Annotated in this window: 14 protein-coding genes; 1 reads left to right on the top strand and 13 read right to left on the bottom strand. The window is 67.2% G+C overall.

The window, feature by feature from the left end:
- Position 1 precedes the first annotated feature (1 nt).
- From IE116_RS22015 to IE116_RS22065, 11 genes are all read right to left on the bottom strand, one after another.
- Positions 2 to 1,081 (bottom strand): glycosyltransferase family 2 protein, encoded by a 1,080-nt coding sequence (locus IE116_RS22015; RefSeq protein WP_189615415.1) that lies wholly within the window; start codon positions 1,079 to 1,081, stop codon positions 2 to 4.
- Positions 1,078 to 3,546: a glycoside hydrolase family 5 protein gene (locus IE116_RS22020; protein ID WP_189615417.1), complete on the bottom strand. Its 2,469-nt coding sequence runs from the start codon at positions 3,544 to 3,546 to the stop codon at positions 1,078 to 1,080. Before IE116_RS22020 ends, IE116_RS22015 begins: the two co-directional genes overlap by 4 nt.
- Entirely contained in the window at positions 3,539 to 4,876 is a 1,338-nt protein-coding gene (locus tag IE116_RS22025) for an O-antigen ligase family protein (protein ID WP_189615419.1), read from the bottom strand. The genes IE116_RS22020 and IE116_RS22025 overlap by 8 nt, the downstream gene beginning before the upstream one ends.
- Positions 4,877 to 4,897: 21 nt before the next feature.
- A complete protein-coding gene (locus IE116_RS22030) occupies positions 4,898 to 5,887 on the bottom strand; it encodes a polysaccharide biosynthesis tyrosine autokinase (RefSeq protein WP_189615421.1) in 990 nt (329 codons plus the stop codon).
- Positions 5,884 to 7,281, bottom strand: a complete 1,398-nt coding sequence (locus tag IE116_RS22035) for a GumC family protein (protein ID WP_189615423.1) — start codon at positions 7,279 to 7,281, stop codon at positions 5,884 to 5,886. Before IE116_RS22035 ends, IE116_RS22030 begins: the two co-directional genes overlap by 4 nt.
- 261 nt (positions 7,282 to 7,542) lie before the next feature.
- Positions 7,543 to 8,520, bottom strand: coding sequence for a Bug family tripartite tricarboxylate transporter substrate binding protein (locus IE116_RS22040; protein ID WP_189615425.1), 978 nt, complete (start codon positions 8,518 to 8,520; stop codon positions 7,543 to 7,545).
- Between the two features lie 59 nt (positions 8,521 to 8,579).
- Positions 8,580 to 10,199 (bottom strand): bifunctional 3-(3-hydroxy-phenyl)propionate/3-hydroxycinnamic acid hydroxylase, encoded by a 1,620-nt coding sequence (locus IE116_RS22045; RefSeq protein WP_308428266.1) that lies wholly within the window; start codon positions 10,197 to 10,199, stop codon positions 8,580 to 8,582.
- A gap of 1 nt (position 10,200) precedes the next feature.
- Complete coding sequence (locus IE116_RS22050; RefSeq protein ID WP_189615427.1) at positions 10,201 to 11,064, bottom strand: fumarylacetoacetate hydrolase family protein; 864 nt, start codon at positions 11,062 to 11,064, stop codon at positions 10,201 to 10,203.
- A gap of 90 nt (positions 11,065 to 11,154) precedes the next feature.
- Positions 11,155 to 12,072 (bottom strand): VOC family protein, encoded by a 918-nt coding sequence (locus IE116_RS22055; RefSeq protein WP_189615429.1) that lies wholly within the window; start codon positions 12,070 to 12,072, stop codon positions 11,155 to 11,157.
- Between the two features lie 28 nt (positions 12,073 to 12,100).
- On the bottom strand, positions 12,101 to 13,288 hold the full coding sequence (locus IE116_RS22060) for an amidohydrolase family protein (RefSeq protein ID WP_189615431.1): 1,188 nt from the start codon (positions 13,286 to 13,288) through the stop codon (positions 12,101 to 12,103).
- A complete protein-coding gene (locus IE116_RS22065; protein WP_189615433.1) occupies positions 13,281 to 13,706 on the bottom strand; it encodes a GlcG/HbpS family heme-binding protein in 426 nt (141 codons plus the stop codon). The genes IE116_RS22060 and IE116_RS22065 overlap by 8 nt, the downstream gene beginning before the upstream one ends.
- A gap of 120 nt (positions 13,707 to 13,826) precedes the next feature.
- Here IE116_RS22065 and IE116_RS22070 point away from each other — a divergent pair, with 120 nt between their 5' ends.
- Entirely contained in the window at positions 13,827 to 14,726 is a 900-nt protein-coding gene (locus tag IE116_RS22070) for a LysR family transcriptional regulator (RefSeq protein ID WP_179589539.1), read from the top strand.
- Positions 14,727 to 14,813: 87 nt separating this feature from the next.
- On the opposite strand, the gene IE116_RS22075 is transcribed toward IE116_RS22070, so the two are convergent.
- On the bottom strand, positions 14,814 to 15,857 hold the full coding sequence (locus IE116_RS22075; RefSeq protein WP_189615435.1) for a COG3904 family protein: 1,044 nt from the start codon (positions 15,855 to 15,857) through the stop codon (positions 14,814 to 14,816).
- A gap of 186 nt (positions 15,858 to 16,043) precedes the next feature.
- Positions 16,044 to 16,955: a LysR family transcriptional regulator gene (locus IE116_RS22080; RefSeq protein WP_189615438.1), complete on the bottom strand. Its 912-nt coding sequence runs from the start codon at positions 16,953 to 16,955 to the stop codon at positions 16,044 to 16,046.
- Positions 16,956 to 16,965: the final 10 nt, after the last annotated feature.

The following is a 16,965-nucleotide window of genomic DNA, read 5'->3' on the forward strand; positions in this document are numbered from 1 at the left end:
GTCACGCATATTCCAGGTCGCGGCTGCCCCAGAGCGCCGTCAGCTTGCCGTAATTGGCATACGCGCGGGCCAGCCAGTACGCGGCGCGGTGGCGGCCCAGCGGCAGGGTCAGCACGGCCAGAACACCGCCCAGCAGCATCTGCAGGACGGCCCTGAGAAAGAACACGGTCAGTCGGGCCGGTGTGGCCGGGCCGAGTTTGCCGCCCATGACATGCCGGGCAAAATCCTGCCCGCCACGCCGGGCGCGCCTCAGGATCCAGGCAAGCGTCAGCCGGCCCGGCTCGACGGTTTCGGTGACGACGGCGTCGTCGCACCACACGAAGCGGTAGCCGGCGGCCTGCATACGCATGAACAGGTCGCCGTCTTCGCCGCCGGTCAGGCCATAGGCCGGATCGAACATCGGCTGCATGGCCACGATGGCGTCGCGGCGCACGATCAGATTGCCCGCGCGAAGTCCGTTGGTTGGCACTGGTGTGCCGGTTGGAAAGCGCGCCCAGTCGTAAAAGCCGCCGCGGCGGATCCACTCGGGCGCCGTGTCGGGAACCAGAGGCACGGCCGGACCGAGCACGCCATCGGCCCGGCTGGACCGCGCCGTGCGCAGCAGGTTGGCGATCCAGTCCTCGGCGGCGCGTTCATCGTCGTCCGCCATCGCCAGCCAGTACGACGTGGCGTAGTCCACGGTGGCATTGCGGGTGAGGGAAATATTCTTTTCCGGCTGCACGACATAGATCAGGTCGATGGGTTCGGCGCCTTCGGTGCGCGCGGTGCTTTCCATGCGCGCGCGACACGCCTCGACCACGTCCCGTGCGCTGCCGTCGCGATCGTTGTCAACCACAACGATCTGGTCCGGACGGCGATGCTGGCGGAGCAGATCGTCGAGCAGCAGCGACAGCTTCTCGCGGCGGCGGTAGGTGCAGACGCAGACCGATACCGTGTCTTCGTCGGGCACGCCGGTGTGCAGGGCGGCGCGCGCAGCCGACGGTGCGGATGGGTCGCACGCCGTGGACCCGTCAGACGCATTGGACGCCGCGGACCCGCCTGAAGCGTCGCGGCGGGCCGCGGGAAAGGACGCGGCGGTCATCGGGTGCGCGACGGGGCGTCGAACGGGAGCGCCGCAGTTGATGATCGTGCCGCTGCGGGTGGCATCGAGGTGGTGGCAGCCGCACCCACCGCCACCGGCATCACGATCTCATACCAGAGACTGGCCGCAGGCGCGGTGGCGTGCAGATCCACCGTGACCTGATCGCCCAGCCGTCGCACGGCGGGCGCGGCCAGGGGCGCCTGGCGGCGGCCGGCGCCGTCCAGCGGATACACCGTCGGCATGCCGTCTTTCGACGCCCAGGTAAGCCGCAGCGGACTGCGCGCCTGCCAGGCCGGACCGGCGGTGTCGGTTGCGCCTGAGGGCTGATCGGGCGTGGTGGGGTCCGGTTCCAGCGTCAGCCAGGTGGTGTCGCCCTTGTAGGCGACGACTTCCTTGGGCCGCGCGGGCAAGGAGCCCGGCTGGGTGCCCGTGGTCCAGGTACCGAGCGTGACAAGCCAGCTGCGTGCCCGAGCCAACGGGGCCCCATCCAGGGCGGTGACCCAGAAGCTGGTGTGCTGGCCGGCCTTGCCCGGAAACTCGGCGAGCAGGCCCCGCCCCTCGACCCGTTTCCCGCCAGCGTCGCCAAAGACGCCCCACACACGGTCGTGCCGCACCGTGAACAGATGCTCGGCCGCGTCAAAGCCGATGCTGTCGTCGGGCGTGGCTGCCGCGGCAGGCGCCGGCGCGACGAAATGCGTCGACGCGTTGGGCGTCGTATCGATCGCGACCTGGGTGCGGAAGGCCAGCTCGGGCATCACGCCCAGGCGGGTGGCGATGTCGGCATCCAGCGCGTCAAACGCCGTCGACGCCGCGATGGCGCGGCGTGCTGACACGGGCAAGGGCAGCGCAATGCGGTCGGGCAGGGCGGCCACGGTCGGCTGGCGGAAGATCTGCGCGCTGGGGCCGGTCAAGGCGTACTTGCCCCAGTCGCCGGTCAACGAAAAATTGGCGGGCGCCTTGAGCCCGTCGCGCGTGTAGGTGTAGTCGAAATAGAACAGGCCGTCCCAGTCCTGCAGGGCGGCAATCGTGGCCAACACCGGAATGGTTTCGGCGCCGCGTGGCTGCGGGAAGGGCTGGCTGTATTCGCTCACAACAAACGGCTTGGTGCGATCGCGCCGGTACGACATGGCCAGCAGGCGCCGCAGTTCCACGCCACCCGAAGGTGCCACATTGCGCATGCGCCAGTCGCGCGGCGTATAGCCCCTGGACGGGAATTCCGGGTGGCCGACGTAGATGTGTTCGTCGATGTAGTCCATCGCCGCGTGGGAGTCGAAATTCAACGCCCCGCCATAGGCCATCTGCGTGCCCGTGACCGGCACCCTTGCGTCGGTTTCCGCCTTGACCACCGCACGCATGCGGTTCAGGTAGCGGCTGTCGGTGTCGGCCAGGAATTGCAGGAAGTCCTGCAGGCGCAGCATGCGTCCGCCTGGCGGCGTGGTGCTGGCATCGCTGCCCAGCCACTGGGCCGAGACCTTGCGCCATTTCTCGCCCATCCGGACGCGCAGGCGGCCGATCGCATCTTGCGGGATGTCGGCATCGGCCGGCGTCAACAGCGGCACGGGGGCCGACGGGTTCGCACAAACTTGCCAGACCGCGCAGGCCTTGGCCGTCGATCCGTAGTGATTGGTGAGCCAGGCCTGCCACAGGTTGGAAAGTGTGTCGGCGTAGCCGCCTGGCACCACCCATTCCCACTGCCGCCACTGCCAGGCCGCCAGCAAGGACGATTCGTTGTTGATCTCCACCATCGCCAGGGCCGGGTTGCCGCGCAGGTCCAGCCCGCGGATCAGGCCGCGCGCGTAACTTTCCTGCAGGGCGATCATGCGCGGCATGTAGACGTGCAACGGGTTGCCGATGGGCGCGACGCCCGGGGGGCCCTGGGGGACGGGCAACTGATCGACATCGGGCCGAAAGCGGTAGCCGACGTGCAGGTTCAGGTTGACGTAGATGCCTTCAGCGGAGAGCGCGGCAATGAGGCGCTTGAGCCGCGCCATGGCCTCGGTATTGAAGGTCGGGAAAGGACCGGTCGTCAGGATGCTGCCAGGGGCCGTCGTGTCGTCGGTCGGAAAACTGTCCATGTGGTGCAGGCGCACCGCGTTGAACCCCAGCTTGCGCAGGCGCTTGGCCAGCCGTGGCGCGTCATCCAGTGCAGGAAAGTTGCTGCCGAAACTGAGGTTGACGCCGTACAGCCGCGTGCGGACGTCGTCGCCCGTGCCCGGACGGCCGTCGCGCCCGACCGCGACAAAGCGCCCGTTGTGCACCACGAGGCGCGACGCCGGGGTGATCGGCGTATTCAACGCTGAACGGTCTGGCGCGCCCGACAAGGCGTCTTCATCGACCGCGAACGGGAAGTACTCCGCCCCGTTGTCACCCTGGGTGAAGGCAGACGGCAGGGGAAGCGCCTGGGAGTACGCCACCGATGGGGCCAGGGGCGCCAGCGCCAACAGCAAAGCAGCAAGTCTATGCATGGGCCAACCCTCCGCGCGCCGCAGCGGGCAAGGCCCCCTTGCGGTGCAGGTCAAGAATCGCCGAGACATTCAGCGAGGAATAGAAGAAGTAGATGTTCTGGAACGCGACGTCGGCCAGCAACTGGCTTTCGGAGAAATTGCTGACGATCACGAGCACGATCAACGAGAAGTGGATGGCCGCCTCTTCCCGATCAATAAAGGCCAGTCGGCCCAACTGATAGAAATGCCAGAACAGCGCCGCAATGGTCAGCCCGAGGCCGACCGCGCCCAGTTCATTCAGGATGTCGATGTAGCCCTGATGGCCGGTAGCGGGCATCCAGGCCAGCAGGTCCTTGATGTACTGCGAGGCGCTGCCTTCGCCCAGCCAGAAGCCGCCGTAGCCGATGCCCCAGATGGGATGGCGCTCGACACTGAGCAGCACCAGCTTCCAGATCTCGCCCCGGCCGGTAAAGTCGGAACTTTTATTGAGCGCGCCGGTGATTGGGCCGACCAGGTCATTCCAGGTCGGCAAATGGCCGGTGATCACATAGCCGAAGTGCAGCAACAGCATGACGGTCAGGATCAGCCCCATGCTCAGCACGAGCTGCGTGTGCCGACCCGCCAGATACTTTCGGCGCAGCATCAGATAGATGCCACAGCCCAGCACCGTCACGATCAGCGACGTGGCGCTCTTGGACATGATCAGCACGAAAAAGCACAGCACCAGCCCGGCAATGCAGCGGGGCAGCGGCATGTCGCCCGTCAGGCATTCGCGCAGCCACAGGATGACGCCAAAGCCGGTGATCGAGCCCAGCACGTTCTTTTGCCACAGGATGCCGCGCCACGCTCCCCCCAGCTGGAAGTCCACCCCGACATTGGGCAGCGCCAGCGCCACCACGGCCGACACGGCCGCGATGCCGGTGATCGTGAACATCATGGCGCGCGAGCAGAGGCGTGTGTCGCCCACCGGCGGCGCCGTGGCCAGCCCGATCAGCAGCAGGCCCACCAGCAGGGCCGTGCGCTTGATGGACACCATCGGCGCGACCGACCACAGCATGCTGGCGAAGCAATACACCACGACCGCGATCAGGAAGGGGTTGGCGTGCTTGAGGTGCAGCCAGGTCCACTGGCGATGCTGCCAGGCCAGCCAGATGGCGGCCAGGAAGATCGAACCGAACTGGATTTGCCGCAATGACGAGCCTTCGGCCAGTTCGTGGGTGGCGGCCGGCCCTGTTTCACCGACGCTGAGCGTGAAGGCGACCAGCGAAAAGATCAGGCTGAGCGACACCAGCGCCATCGACAGGCGGCGGTTGAATCGCGCGGGAAGGGCAGGCGACAGCGCGGGTTCCATGGAGTCTCCGGGCGCGCCGCGTTAGCCGCGACGCCGCCTGAACCAGCCGCCGCGCGTACGGCCGCTTTTGAACTCGTTGTAGATGGTGCCGACAATCTGCGCACCCGCGGTGCGCATCTTGTCTTGCGTGGCCACCAGATCCACCAGATGCGTATGGTCCTTGCGGCCCAGCAGCAGGCAAAAGCCGATCTGCTGCGCGATCACCTGCGCGTCGGACGACTTGCCCGCCGACGGCGTATCGACGATGACGACGTCAAAGCCCGGCAGCGCCGCCAGCAGGCGGGTCAACGCGCCGTCGTGCAGCATCTCGATCGGGTTGGGCGGCGGCGGACCCGAGTCCAGCACGTTCAGCAACGGGAAACTGTCGACGGGCAGGCCGGCGCTGGGCGCCGAGCGGCCCGCCAGGATGGTCGACAGGCCGACCTCGCCGGTTCGGGTGAACAGCTTGTCGCGGCCGACATCGCGCATGTCGGCGTTGATCAGCAGCGTGCGCATGCCGGCCTGGGCAAAGGCGATGGCCAGGCTGGCCGCCAGATAGCTTTTGCCTTCGCCTTCGTTCGGGCTGACGACGGCCAGCGAGATCGGGCCGGACCCGGCCAGCCGGATCGACAGTTCGGCCCGGATCTGCCGGATGGCTTCGGCTTCGGCGCTGAAGGGCGCGTGGGCGATGGCCAGGTCGGCCGAAATGCCGCTGCGCTCGGCCGCCACCGGATAGTGGAACTGTTTGGACAGGACGGCCTGGACCTGCTTGTCGGTAGTGAACCCCAGCTTGACGGCCGCTTCGCCGAAACGCAGGCCCTCGGCGTCCTGCAACTGCACCACGCGTACCGCCTGGTCGGGCGTCAGCAGGCCGGACTGGACAAACCGGTCGCCAATGCGGTCGCCGCCGGAAGCAGGGCTTGCGACGGCGGCTGCCATTGCGTGTGCATCCACGTTGGCATGGACGGCTGCAGCAGGGCCTGCGTTCACGCCCGCCTTCGCCTCCCCCACGTTGTCAGGACGAGCGTTCATGCTGCGGCCCCTCGACGGCCGATCGTGCCGATCAGCGGCAGGGGCAGGCCTTTGAGCAGATCGTCCCGCGTGCGCACGCGTCGATTGAACAGTTCGAGCATCAGCGCGATGAACAGGCCCGCTGCCACGCCTACCAGCAGGCCCGACACCAGGTTGCGGCGCACCTTCGGCCCCGACGGCGCGCTGGGCAGTTCGGCCGCGCGCAGCACGGCCAGGTTGGGCAGCGTGATGCTGCTGGCCATGAGCAGGCCGTCATATTTCTGCAGCGCCGCGTTGTAGATCTGCTGGACGCTGGCCAGCTGGCGTTCGTAGGACACGAGCCGGTCGCGGCCCTGCATCTGTTTGAGCACCCGGTCGCGCTGCGCGTCGATGTCGCGGTTCAGCGCGGCTTCCTGCATGCTCAGGCGGGCCGTGTCGCCGCCCTGGCTGTCCATGGCCGCGCGCGACGAGCGGTCCAACCGCGCGCGCAGTTCCTGCCGCTCGGACACCAGGCCGACCACCGTGGGGTGCCGGTCGCCCAGCGTAGCCTGGGCTTCGGTCAGGCGGCGTTCAACGTCATTGAGCTTGCCGCGCAACTCCTGGATCGGCCCGAACTGGCCGACTTCGGGGATTTCTTCCGGGCGGATGCCGCGCTGGACCAGTTGCCGCGTGGCTGCGCTGCGGGCCTGCGCGGCCTGCTGCTGCGCGCGCACGTCGGCCAGTTGCAGCGACAGCTGATTCAGGCGTCGGGTGTCGATGTCGTCGTTGTCGGTCGCCTTGAGCAATCCGGTCTCGCGTTGATAGCGCGTGATGTTTTCCTGGATGGCGTCGGCTTCCTTGCGCAGTTGTTCGAGCTGCGCGCTGTATTGCTCGGTGCGCGAGCGGGCCGCGCGGCTGGCGATCTGCTGCGTCATGCCGATGAAGGCATTGACCACGGCGGCCGAAAAATCGCGGGCCATTTCTGGCGTGCCGGCGGTGTAGGCGACTTCGAGCACCCGGCTGCCGCGCTTGTTGATGACGGTGGTGTTCTTGTTCAGGTTGTCGATCAGGTCGTCATGCGCCCGGGCTTCGCCCAGCTTCTGCACGGCTTCCTGGTACTGCGCCGACTGCGTGAGATTCAGGGTGTCGACGACTTGCTGCGCGACCACCTGGCTCTTGATCATGTCGATCTGAGTCTGCATGTAGCTGTCGTCCAGCATCGCCGAGAAGTTGCGACCGTTGATCGGGTCGTTCTCGCGGTAGTCGACGTAGATGTCCGACGACGCTGTCCACTGGCGCGGGAGCGAGGCCGTAATGGCGGCGGTGACGCCCACCATCACCACCACGGTCGTGATAATCAGGGTGCGCCGCGCGGCCACCATCGCTGCCAGCTGGCTCAGCGACAACAGCGAGGAGTCGGTAGAAGACGAATTCATGAATGCAACGCGCGAGATAGGAGGGGCGAGCGCGCCCGACCGGCCGGGCGCAAGTCAACAGAAGTTACCCCTTTTGGGTGACCTTAGCTACGCCTTAAGGATGAATCCGCCCACTATGGCCTCGGGTTGTTGCACGCCGGACTCATCCCTGTAACGGCGCTGTACCTGGCGAAAAAAAACCCGCTACGGCAGGCGTTGCGGGTTGGTGGGGGCCCGAAGGCCGCAGCGGATCGCGCCGGTCTGGCGCAAGGCGTCGAAGGTCTATTCCGGAAGAATGTCGATTTCTTTCGTAATGGTGGCCCAGCGTGCGGTCTCGGCCTTCAGGAACGCACCGGTCTGGGCCGGGCTGTAGCCGGGGGCGGCGATCGGGCCGACCGTTGCAATCCTGGCGGCCACTTCCGGGTCGGCCAGCAGGGCGTCGATGTCGCGGTTCACGCGCTCGACCACCGAAGACGGCGTCCCGGCAGGCGCCACGACGGCGAACCAGCCCACCATGTCGAAGCCCGGCAGGCTTTCGGCCAGGGCGGGCACCTGCGGCCAGTCGGCCAGGCGGGTGTCGGCCGTGGTGGCGAGCAGACGCAGGCGGCCCTGCTTGGCCAGCTGCGCGGTGGACGCCACGTCGGCCACGATGGCGTCCACATGCCCGCCCATCAGGTTCTGCGTCGAGACGCCGACCGATACGTAGGGCACCAGGTTGGCCTGGGCGTTCGACCGCGAATTGAACAGCCGCGCGATCATGCCGCCAAACGTGCGCGGGCCTTCGTTGCCCAGCGAAAAGGTGCCTGGCGCGGCCTTGGACTTGGCGATCAGTTCATCGATGGTGCGGATCGGGGAATCCGCCCGCACCAGCACGCCGAACGGGCTGCGCGCAATGAAGGAGACCGGCACGAAGTCCTTTTCCGGGTCATACGGCAAGGTCTTGAACAGGAAGCGGTTGGTGACCAGCGCCGCCGTCGTCGCAAAGTAGAAGGTGTAGCCGTCGGCCGGGGCGCGCGCCGCGGCCTGGGCGCCCACGGTATTCTGCCCGCCCGGCTTGTTCTCGATCACGATGGCCTGGTTCCATTTGGCATACAGCCGCTCGGACAGCATGCGCGCAATGTTGTCGGGGCCCGAGCCGGGCGGTTGCGACAGCACCATCTTGACGGGCTTGTCGGGCCAGGCCTGCGCAAAGGCGTTTGCGATTGGCAAGGGGGCCAGCGCGCTCAGCGCCAGGACTTTGATGAGATCTCTACGGTTCATTGCATGTCTCCAGCTATTGTTGTCGGTATGAGGATGTCGTTGCGTCGTTGTTGTCGTTCTCAGGCCAGGGTGTCCGCGAGCCTGCGGGTCAGATCGGCCAGCGCCTGGCCAGACGCCGCCGTGCCATACACATAGCGGTCCGGCCGCACCAGCGCCGCCGTGCTGCCATGCCGTTCGAACCAGGCGGCCGCCACGCCTTCCTTTTCCGGAAGCGTCTCGTCCAGCCGTACGATCTGCAGCCCCGGTATGCCCTGGGTGGACGGGGCCGGACCGTCGTACCCGGCGCCCAGCACCAGCAGCCAGCCGTTGCCGGCAACCGTGTCCAGCCGCACGTCCTTGCCGTCCTGGCGCAGCCAGGGTTGCGGGAACAGCGTGCCGCGCGCCGGGTTGGTGGCCGGGGCGAGCAGGCCGGTGTCGAGGGGCGGAATCACGTCCTGGCGCGGGGTGTCGCGCACGACGCCGCCGCTGTCGGCCAGCAGATGCGCGTCACGCGCCCGCGCCTTGTCGATGTCCCGTTCGCAGATCACCGCGCCGATTGCCTTGATCCGCGATGTCAGTTCCTGGACATGCGCCTTGCGCTCGTCGCCGTAGCTGTCGAGCAGCCGTTCCGCGGCGCCACCGGCTATCTCGCCACGCAGCACCGCGCCCAGCTTCCAGCTCAGGTTGGCGACGTCCCGCACGCCCTGGCACATGCCCTGGCCCAGGAAAGGGGGCTGCTGGTGGGCGGCATCCCCCGCCACGAACACCCGCCCCGCGCGCCACCGGTCTGCCACCAGCGCATGGAAGCGATAGCTGGCCTGGCGCCACAGCTCGCCATCGTCCGGCGTGATCCACCGCGACAGCAGCTTCCAGGTTTCTTCCGGCTGCGTGACCTTGGCCGGGTCTTCACCTTCCTTGAGCGAGATCTCCCACCGGCGATGGTTGCCCGGCCCGATCACGATCGTGCAGGGCCGTTCGGCTTCGCAATACTGGACACTGGTGGTGGGCAACTTGGCCAGGCCGCGTTCATTGGCCAGCACGTCCACCACCAGCCAGGGCTCGTCGAACTGCAAGTCTTCCAGCGTGATGCCGACCTGCTCGCGCACGAAGCTCGATGCGCCGTCGCAGGCGACCACATAACGGGCGCGTACCGTGTCGGTCCGGCCATCGTCGTGCGTGACCGACAAGGACACGACCGCATCGTCTTGCGTCACGGCCGTCACACTCGCCCCCAGCGCCACCGTCACGTTCGTCAGGCTGCGCACGTGTTCGCGCAGCGCCTGTTCCACCGGCGGTTGCGAGAACACGTTGGACGGCGTGTACCCCAGCGGGTAGGGCGGCGCGATCATGGTCAGGCGTTTGATCAGCTGACCATCCACACCAAAGTATTCCGACGGCGTGAAGGGTTCGACATGCGCCGCGATCCGGTCGACGATGCCCAGTTGCTGGAACACCCGCAGGATTTCATGATCGATCGCGATGGCGCGCGGCTTGTCATAGACCGTGTGCTGACGATCGCACACGTGCACCTTCAGACCCTGGCCGCCCAGCAGCCCGGCGGCAACCGCGCCCGAGGGGCCGAAGCCGACGATGGCAACGTCATACAGCATGGACGACGCGCCCGAGGCGGCCTGCCGCGCGGCCGAGTCCACGTCCTCTTCCACGCCCTGGTTCACGCCGTGTTCCCTGTTCGCGTCCATCTCAGGCCTCGGCGCGGATCGGGTTGGACAGGGTGCCGATGCCTTCGATCTCGACTTCGAAGGTATCGCCCGCGCGCATCCAGACCGGCGGCTTGCGGGCCTGGCCCACGCCCGCCGGGGTCCCCATGATGATCACGTCGCCGGGCTCCAGCGTCATGGCCTCGCTCAGCAGCGCAATGGTCTCGGCCACGCCCCAGATCATGTCCGTGGTGTTGGCCTGCTGCATGACGTCGCCGTTCAGACGGCCTTCGATTTTCAGGCCCACGGCGGCGCGGGGCAGGGCATCGGCCGTCACCAGCACGGGGCCAAAGCCGCCGGTGCCATCAAAGTTCTTGCCTATGGTCCATTGCGGCGTACGCTTCTGATAGTCCCGCACCGACATGTCGTTGAAGCAGGCGTAGCCGAACACGTAGTCGGGCGCAGCGTCTTGCGAGACGTGGCGCGGCACGCGGCGGCCGATCACCAGCGCCAGTTCGGCTTCGTAGTCGAAGCGTTCGGACACTTTTGGAAGGATGCCGTCGGCGCCATGGGCAATCAGCGAACTGGCCCCGCGCAAAAAGAACCACGGGTACTCGGGCTTGTCGCGGCCGCCTTCCTTGGCATGGTCGAAGTAGTTCAGGCCCAGGCAGATGATCTTGCCGGGTTCGGGCACGATCGGGGCCAGGGTCAGGCCGGTCATCGGCAGGCGCGGCGCATCCGACGCCAGGGCCTTCTCGCACGCGGCCTGCAGGTCGATGCCGGCGGCCAGCGCCTGGCGCAGGTCGGCGGGCACCGTGGGCACGGCGGCGTTGAGGTCGATGACGGCGTCGCCGTCCACAAGGCCCAGGCGGGGCGCACCCGATTGGACGAAGGTAGTGAATCGCATGGCAGATCCGAAAAAAGGGTAAGCGGGTGGCGTGCCTGCGCTGCGGTCAGGCAGTCGCGGGATCGGGCAAGAGGGAAAAGGGCGTCTTGGTCAGGCGTTTGCCGGGGCGGGCGTCTTCACGAAAAACAGGGCGCGCTGGGCGGCTTTCAGGTTGGCGCTGGGCGGCGCCGAGATGCCCCAATGGTCGATGCGTCCGGCCGGCCAGCTCCAGTCGCCAGGCCCGCCCACCTTGTAGTCGTCGTCGATCTGCTGGACTTCGGCGGTGTACTCGATCACCTCGCCAAACGGGCCCACGAAATAGCTGAAGGCGTTGTTGCCCGGACCATGGCGGCCAGGGCCCCACTCGATCACGTGACCCGCATCTTTCATGCGGCCGCCGCCGCGCATCACCGACTCCAGGTCCGGCATCACGAACGCGACGTGATTGATCGCGTCGTTGTCGGCGTCGCCCAGGGCAATGCTGTGGTGATCGCGGTTGCAGTTCATGAAGGCCATGATCTTCGTGCGGTCCGACAGGCGGAAACCAAAGGCTTTCTCGAAAAACGCCTGCGATGCCGCCACGTCGTGGCTGTTGAAGACAGCGTGGGCCAGCCGGATCGGGCGGTCCTTGGCCTCGGTGGTATCGGCATGGCGCGCATCGTTGGCAACCACCTGGAGCAGGCGCCCGTCGGGATCGCGCACGGTCAGGCCGGTGCCACCGCCCGGCTCGGCAATCGTTGCCAGGGGCACGGCAATCGTGCCGCCTGCCGCGATCGCGGCGGTTGCTATGGCTTGCAGCGCCGCCTCGTCATGCGCCCGCAGGGTCACCTGGCGGATTTCGGCCGTGTCGCCCCCCCGATGCAAGGCCAGGATGTGGTGGTCGGGACCGGTGCCGCGCAGGTAGATCGCGTCGTCGCAGCGGTCGGCAACCGTCAGGTGCCAGACCTGGGTGTAGAAGGTTTCGGCGCGCTGCAGGTCGGGCACATTCAGCGCAACACTGCGCAGCGACTGGATCGTGGGGGAAGCCATCAGGGTCTCCGTTCTGTTATCGGTACGTTCAGGACGGCAAGGCAAACGCGCGCGCCAGAAAGCGCTTCGCATTGCCAGCCGTCACCTGGTCGACCGCGGCGGCATCGAGGCCGGCCGCGGCCAGGCTGTCGAGCGGCGTGCGGTCATGGAAATTGAAGGGGTAGTCGGTGCCCAGCATCAGCTGGCTGCTGCCAAAGCGGGCCACCAGGTGCGACAGCGTTTGCGCGTCGAACACCAACGTGTCGTAGAACAGCTTGCGGGCCTGTTCGATGGGCGATTCCGGAATGCTGTCGCGCAGGGCGGGGAACACCTGCCAGCCCTGCTGCAGGCGGGGCAGCAGCATGGCCAGCGTGCCGCCGCCGTGGCTGAAGGCCAGCCGCAAGGACGGCAGCTGCTGCATCAGCCCGCCGGTAATGACCGACGCCGCGGCCAGCCCGACATCGGTCGGGTAGGCCAGCACCTGCTGCAAGGGCGGCGGGCCGATCAGGCGGTCCATGCCGGCGGGCTTGATCGCGTGCACCAGCAAGGCGGCATCCAGGGCGACGCAGGCTTCAAAAAAGGGAAGGAAGCGCGGGTCGCCGATTGGCACGCCGTTGATGTTGCTGCCGATCTCGACACCCGCAAAGCCCAGGGTCTCGATCACATGTCGCAGTTCCTGGATCGCCAGGTCCACGTCCTGCAGCGGCACGGCGCCCAGGCCCAGCAACACGCCGTCAGAAGCGGCGCACATCTCGGCGATCTGTTCGTTCAGAAAACGCAGCAGGGGCTGCGCGTCGGACGCGTCCATCCAGTAGGACAGCAGTTCGGGCATGGGCGAGATCGCCTGGTGCTTGAGACCCATGCCGGCCAGGTCCGACAGGCGGCGCGGTACGCTCCAGCATTGCTCCGACACGGTGCGGTAGGTCTTGCCCGCGATCATGACGTGCCGATGGCAAAGGCCCCGCTGCGGCGGCGCATCGGCCATGCTGGGCCACGATGCAGGGATCGTGCTGCCGAGGTAGGACGGGAGGTGGCCCGGCACGATGTGCGCGTGGATGTCGATGCCGCAGGCGCAGCGCGGGGTGCCTGAGGGTGCCAGGATGGACGACCTGGCGGATGATGCAGCTGACGCGCTTGACGTGGCTGCAATGGCTGACGTGCCGGTTGCGGCTGCCGTTGCTGACGGCGTGGGCGCGCCAGCCGCCGCCACGCCATGCGCGCCGCTGCGCTCAGCCATGAACCAGGCCCGCGGCGTGGACCCCGGCGATGCAGATGGCTTCGTCCTCGTCGCCCGACCCCCCGCTGGCGCCGACCGCGCCCAGCATGTTGCCGTCGGCATCGCGGATCAGCACGGCGCCTGTCTGCGGCAAAAAGCGGCCTTGCGCGGTCGATGCCAGCGTCACGAAAAAGTTGGGGTTGTCCTTGGCGCGCTGGGCCAGGGTGCGGCTGGATGCGTCCATGCCCACGGCGGCCCAGGCCTTGCCAGTGGCGACATCGATGCGGAACATGCTGGCGCCGTCCTGGCGCTGCGCGGTCTTCAGGTGCCCGGCATCATCGAGCACGACGACGGCCATGGGCTTGTAGCCGCTGGCGGCCGACTGATGCAGCGCCGCGGTAATGATCTGGTTGGCCTGATCCAAGGTAAGCCGGGTCATGGCGCGTCTCCTCACGTTATTGTGAGACGGAGTCTACGAGCGCGCGGCCCATCCATCCAGACGATTTGGCGGATAGTTAAAATCCACCGCGTGGATAGTGTTTACGGAGATACTGGCGGAATGGATATCCGAACGATCGACCTGAACCTGCTGCGTGTGTTTGACGCGATGATCGAACACCGCAGCGTGACCCGCGCGGCCGAGGCCCTGGACCTGAGCCAGCCCGCCATGAGCGCGGCGGTGGCCCGGCTGCGCAGCCTGTTCGACGATGCGCTGTTCGTGCGCACCGGCTCGCAGATGCGGCCTACGCCCCGCGCCACCGCGCTGGCTCCCGCGGTGCACCGGGTGATGGATACGGTGCGCAGCGAGATCCTGCAGGCGCATACCTTCGACCCCGCGACCAGCGAACGGACCTTCACCATCATCACGCCCGACATCGGCGAGATCAATTTCCTGCCCAAGCTGCTGACCCGTTTTACCGAGTCCGGCGCGCGCCTGAACATCCGGACGCTGGCCATGCCGCGCCATGCGGCCGCCGAGGCGCTGGAATCGGGCGAGGCAGAGCTGGCGATCGGCTACTTTCCCGACCTGCACAAGGCGGGTCTGTTCCAGCAGCGGCTGTTCCGGAATACCTTCGTGTGCATCATCCGCGACGACCACCCCACGATCGGCGCCACCATGACGCTCAAGCAATACCTGGCGGCGCCGCACGCGGCCGTGCGGCCGGGGCGCGAGCATCTGTTCGAAGAATTCCTGCAGCAGCGGGGCCTGACGCGGCGCGTGCAGCTCGAGACGTCCCACTTCACCAGCCTGCTGCCTATCATTGAAGGGTCGGACCTGATCGCGACCGTGCCGCGCGACCTGGCGGATGTATGCGTGCGCCATGCGCGGATTCGGATCGTGGATGTGCCGATCAAGGCCCCGACGATCGAAGTGCATCAGTTCTGGCCACGGCGGTTCCACAAGGATGCCGGGAACATGTGGCTGCGCGCGCAGGTGCACGAGCTGTTCAGGGCGTGACGGGGAAACGTCGCGCAGGTGGCGCGCCTGACTGCGGTACGTGTCTGACGTGTCGGACCTTCCGGTCTTCAGGCACGCGTCTTCCCGTCACTCCACGCAGTTGCGCAGGGCCAGTTGCGCCGCTTCCTTCAGCCCCGCCGTCGCCCCGACGTACTTGTCGAACGGCGCGATGCACGAGGGCCCGTAGGTATTCGGATCCGCAAACACCGTCGCGTTGCTGAACGTGACTTTGCGCGGGTCGATGAAGAACGCGATCGTGGCCTTGTCCTGGCTGGTGCGCGTGACCACGTCCTGGTCGCCCACCAGCGTGCCCAGGATGGGATGGCCGTTGCCCCGCGTGGCCTGGCACTGGCGGAACCAGCCGGCGTTTTCCCGTTCATCGCGGATCAGGAAGTAGGCGCCTTCGCTTTTCGTGCACGCGATCTGCATCGACGCATTCTTGTCTTGGTTCTGCGAGATCGCGATGATGCCCTTGCCCAGCGGCTTGATCTCCCAGCGGTCCCAGGTATACGGCGTGTAGGTCACGTTCAGCGTGCGCGCTTCGTCGGCATCGATCCAGCGCATTTCGCCCGGACCCGCCTCGGTCGCCATGGCCAGCAGGCGCAGGTCCACGCCCATTTTCATCGCATACAGCATCAGTCCGGCCATCAGGCGCTGGGGGGTGTCCAGGTCTTCACCGGAATAGTGGCGCAGCGTGGGATTGCGCGGTTTGCTGCGGTAGAAACGATGCACGCCAAACCGCGTCTGCTTGCCTGCAAAACGCCGCTGCACGCCGCCAAGGAAGGCGTAGGCGCAGGCCGACGCACAGGTGATGGCCTCGGTGTCGAATTTCTTGACGCGGATGACCTCGCCCAGCCGCATGCCGGCCACCAGGTCGCCACCGGGCGAGTCGAAGCGCACGGTTTTGGCCCGCAGGGCGTTGCGGTCGATGAAGGCGATGAAGTCGGCGGGGGTTTCGTTAGTGATGACGCCGCGGGCGTTGATCCACATGGCGCAACTGGCGTCATTGCAGCGCGGGGTGTCCGATCCGAACGTGAAACGCATCTTTTCGGCGCGCGCAACGTTGCAGCCACCCAGGGCGAAGCCGGCAAGGATGAGAAAAGCGAACAGGCTTTTCCGCAAAAAGGTCATGGACACAGGCGATGACGTTCGGAGGGGTCCCATTGTAGTGGGCCAGGGGCAGGATGGTGGCGTGCCGCTCACGGTCGCGCAGGATCGCGGCGGGAACGTTGCGCCTGCGCCATAAGTGTCGTTCGAGCGACTCGTCCGTTTGGCGGAAGTGGGCAGAGGGCGCTCGACGCGGGGGACCGAGTGACGCTATGCCAGTTGCGCACCCTGCGCCAGTGCGAAGGCCGCCAGCGACGTCCGCATGGCCGCGTGCATGGTCGCTGCGGCCGGGGACAGGGTCCGGCCCGCGCGCGTCACGATGCCGATCACGCGAGGCACGCGCGGCGTGGTCAGCGGCACGAAGGCCAGGCCATGTTCCGGCGCGGGCCGTGCCAGGGTTGGCAGCACGGTAATGCCCAGTCCGCCCCGCACCGTGGCGATCAGTGACGTGCGGTTGGCAATGACCATATAGGGATTGTCCAGCCACCGTTCCAGGCCGTGGCCTTGCAGGGCGTGGAAGGTAGTGTTGGCGATCAGGGTTTCGTCGCCCAGGGCTTTCCACGGCAAGGCCTTGCCGCGCTGGGCGATCCAGTGGTCCGGCCGACAGACGACGCCAAAGCTGTCTCGCGCCACCGCCACGCGGTCCAGCTTGGCGTCTTCACCGATCAGCCCGGTCACGCCGATCTCGGCCTCGCCACTGGCGACCAGAGGCCCCACCTGCGGCGACGACACGTCGGCCACCCGGTAGCGCACACCGGGATGCCCGGACGCGAATTCGCGCAGCACCCGGGGCAGCCATTCTTCGGCCAGTGACGGCATGACCGCCAGCGCCAGGGTGCCGTGTTCGCCGCTGGCCAGCTGGCGCACTTCACCCTGCACCCGGTCGTGCACGGCCACCAGTTCGGTCAGCAAGGGCAAAACGGACAGGCCCAGCGGCGTCAGCCGCGCCTGATGGCCCCGTTCGAACAGCGCGCCGCCAAGCTCCTCTTCCAGCTGTTGCATGGCCAGGGTGATGGCGGCCTGCGACCGGTGCGTTTCCAATGCGGCGGCACGAAAGCTGCCGCGTGCGGCCGCGATCAGGAACTGGCGCACTTGCGCAATCTTGAGCGGAGAAGAAGGCATGGTTTTATGT

This window comes from Pigmentiphaga litoralis, from assembly GCF_014651835.1.
GTDB lineage: Bacteria > Pseudomonadota > Gammaproteobacteria > Burkholderiales > Burkholderiaceae_B > Pigmentiphaga > Pigmentiphaga litoralis.

What these genes read in the sequence shown, in the direction of transcription:
- IE116_RS22015 (WP_189615415.1), bottom strand. Translation starts at nt 1,081, where the DNA reads ATGACCGCCGCGTCCTTTCCCGCGGCCCGCCGCGACGCTTCAGGCGGG.
- IE116_RS22020 (WP_189615417.1), bottom strand. Translation starts at nt 3,546, where the DNA reads ATGCATAGACTTGCTGCTTTGCTGTTGGCGCTGGCGCCCCTGGCCCCA.
- IE116_RS22025 (WP_189615419.1), bottom strand. Translation starts at nt 4,876, where the DNA reads ATGGAACCCGCGCTGTCGCCTGCCCTTCCCGCGCGATTCAACCGCCGC.
- IE116_RS22030 (WP_189615421.1), bottom strand. Translation starts at nt 5,887, where the DNA reads ATGAACGCTCGTCCTGACAACGTGGGGGAGGCGAAGGCGGGCGTGAAC.
- IE116_RS22035 (WP_189615423.1), bottom strand. Translation starts at nt 7,281, where the DNA reads ATGAATTCGTCTTCTACCGACTCCTCGCTGTTGTCGCTGAGCCAGCTG.
- IE116_RS22040 (WP_189615425.1), bottom strand. Translation starts at nt 8,520, where the DNA reads ATGAACCGTAGAGATCTCATCAAAGTCCTGGCGCTGAGCGCGCTGGCC.
- IE116_RS22045 (WP_308428266.1), bottom strand. Translation starts at nt 10,199, where the DNA reads ATGGACGCGAACAGGGAACACGGCGTGAACCAGGGCGTGGAAGAGGAC.
- IE116_RS22050 (WP_189615427.1), bottom strand. Translation starts at nt 11,064, where the DNA reads ATGCGATTCACTACCTTCGTCCAATCGGGTGCGCCCCGCCTGGGCCTT.
- IE116_RS22055 (WP_189615429.1), bottom strand. Translation starts at nt 12,072, where the DNA reads ATGGCTTCCCCCACGATCCAGTCGCTGCGCAGTGTTGCGCTGAATGTG.
- IE116_RS22060 (WP_189615431.1), bottom strand. Translation starts at nt 13,288, where the DNA reads ATGGCTGAGCGCAGCGGCGCGCATGGCGTGGCGGCGGCTGGCGCGCCC.
- IE116_RS22065 (WP_189615433.1), bottom strand. Translation starts at nt 13,706, where the DNA reads ATGACCCGGCTTACCTTGGATCAGGCCAACCAGATCATTACCGCGGCG.
- IE116_RS22070 (WP_179589539.1), top strand. Translation starts at nt 13,827, where the DNA reads ATGGATATCCGAACGATCGACCTGAACCTGCTGCGTGTGTTTGACGCG.
- IE116_RS22075 (WP_189615435.1), bottom strand. Translation starts at nt 15,857, where the DNA reads ATGACCTTTTTGCGGAAAAGCCTGTTCGCTTTTCTCATCCTTGCCGGC.
- IE116_RS22080 (WP_189615438.1), bottom strand. Translation starts at nt 16,955, where the DNA reads ATGCCTTCTTCTCCGCTCAAGATTGCGCAAGTGCGCCAGTTCCTGATC.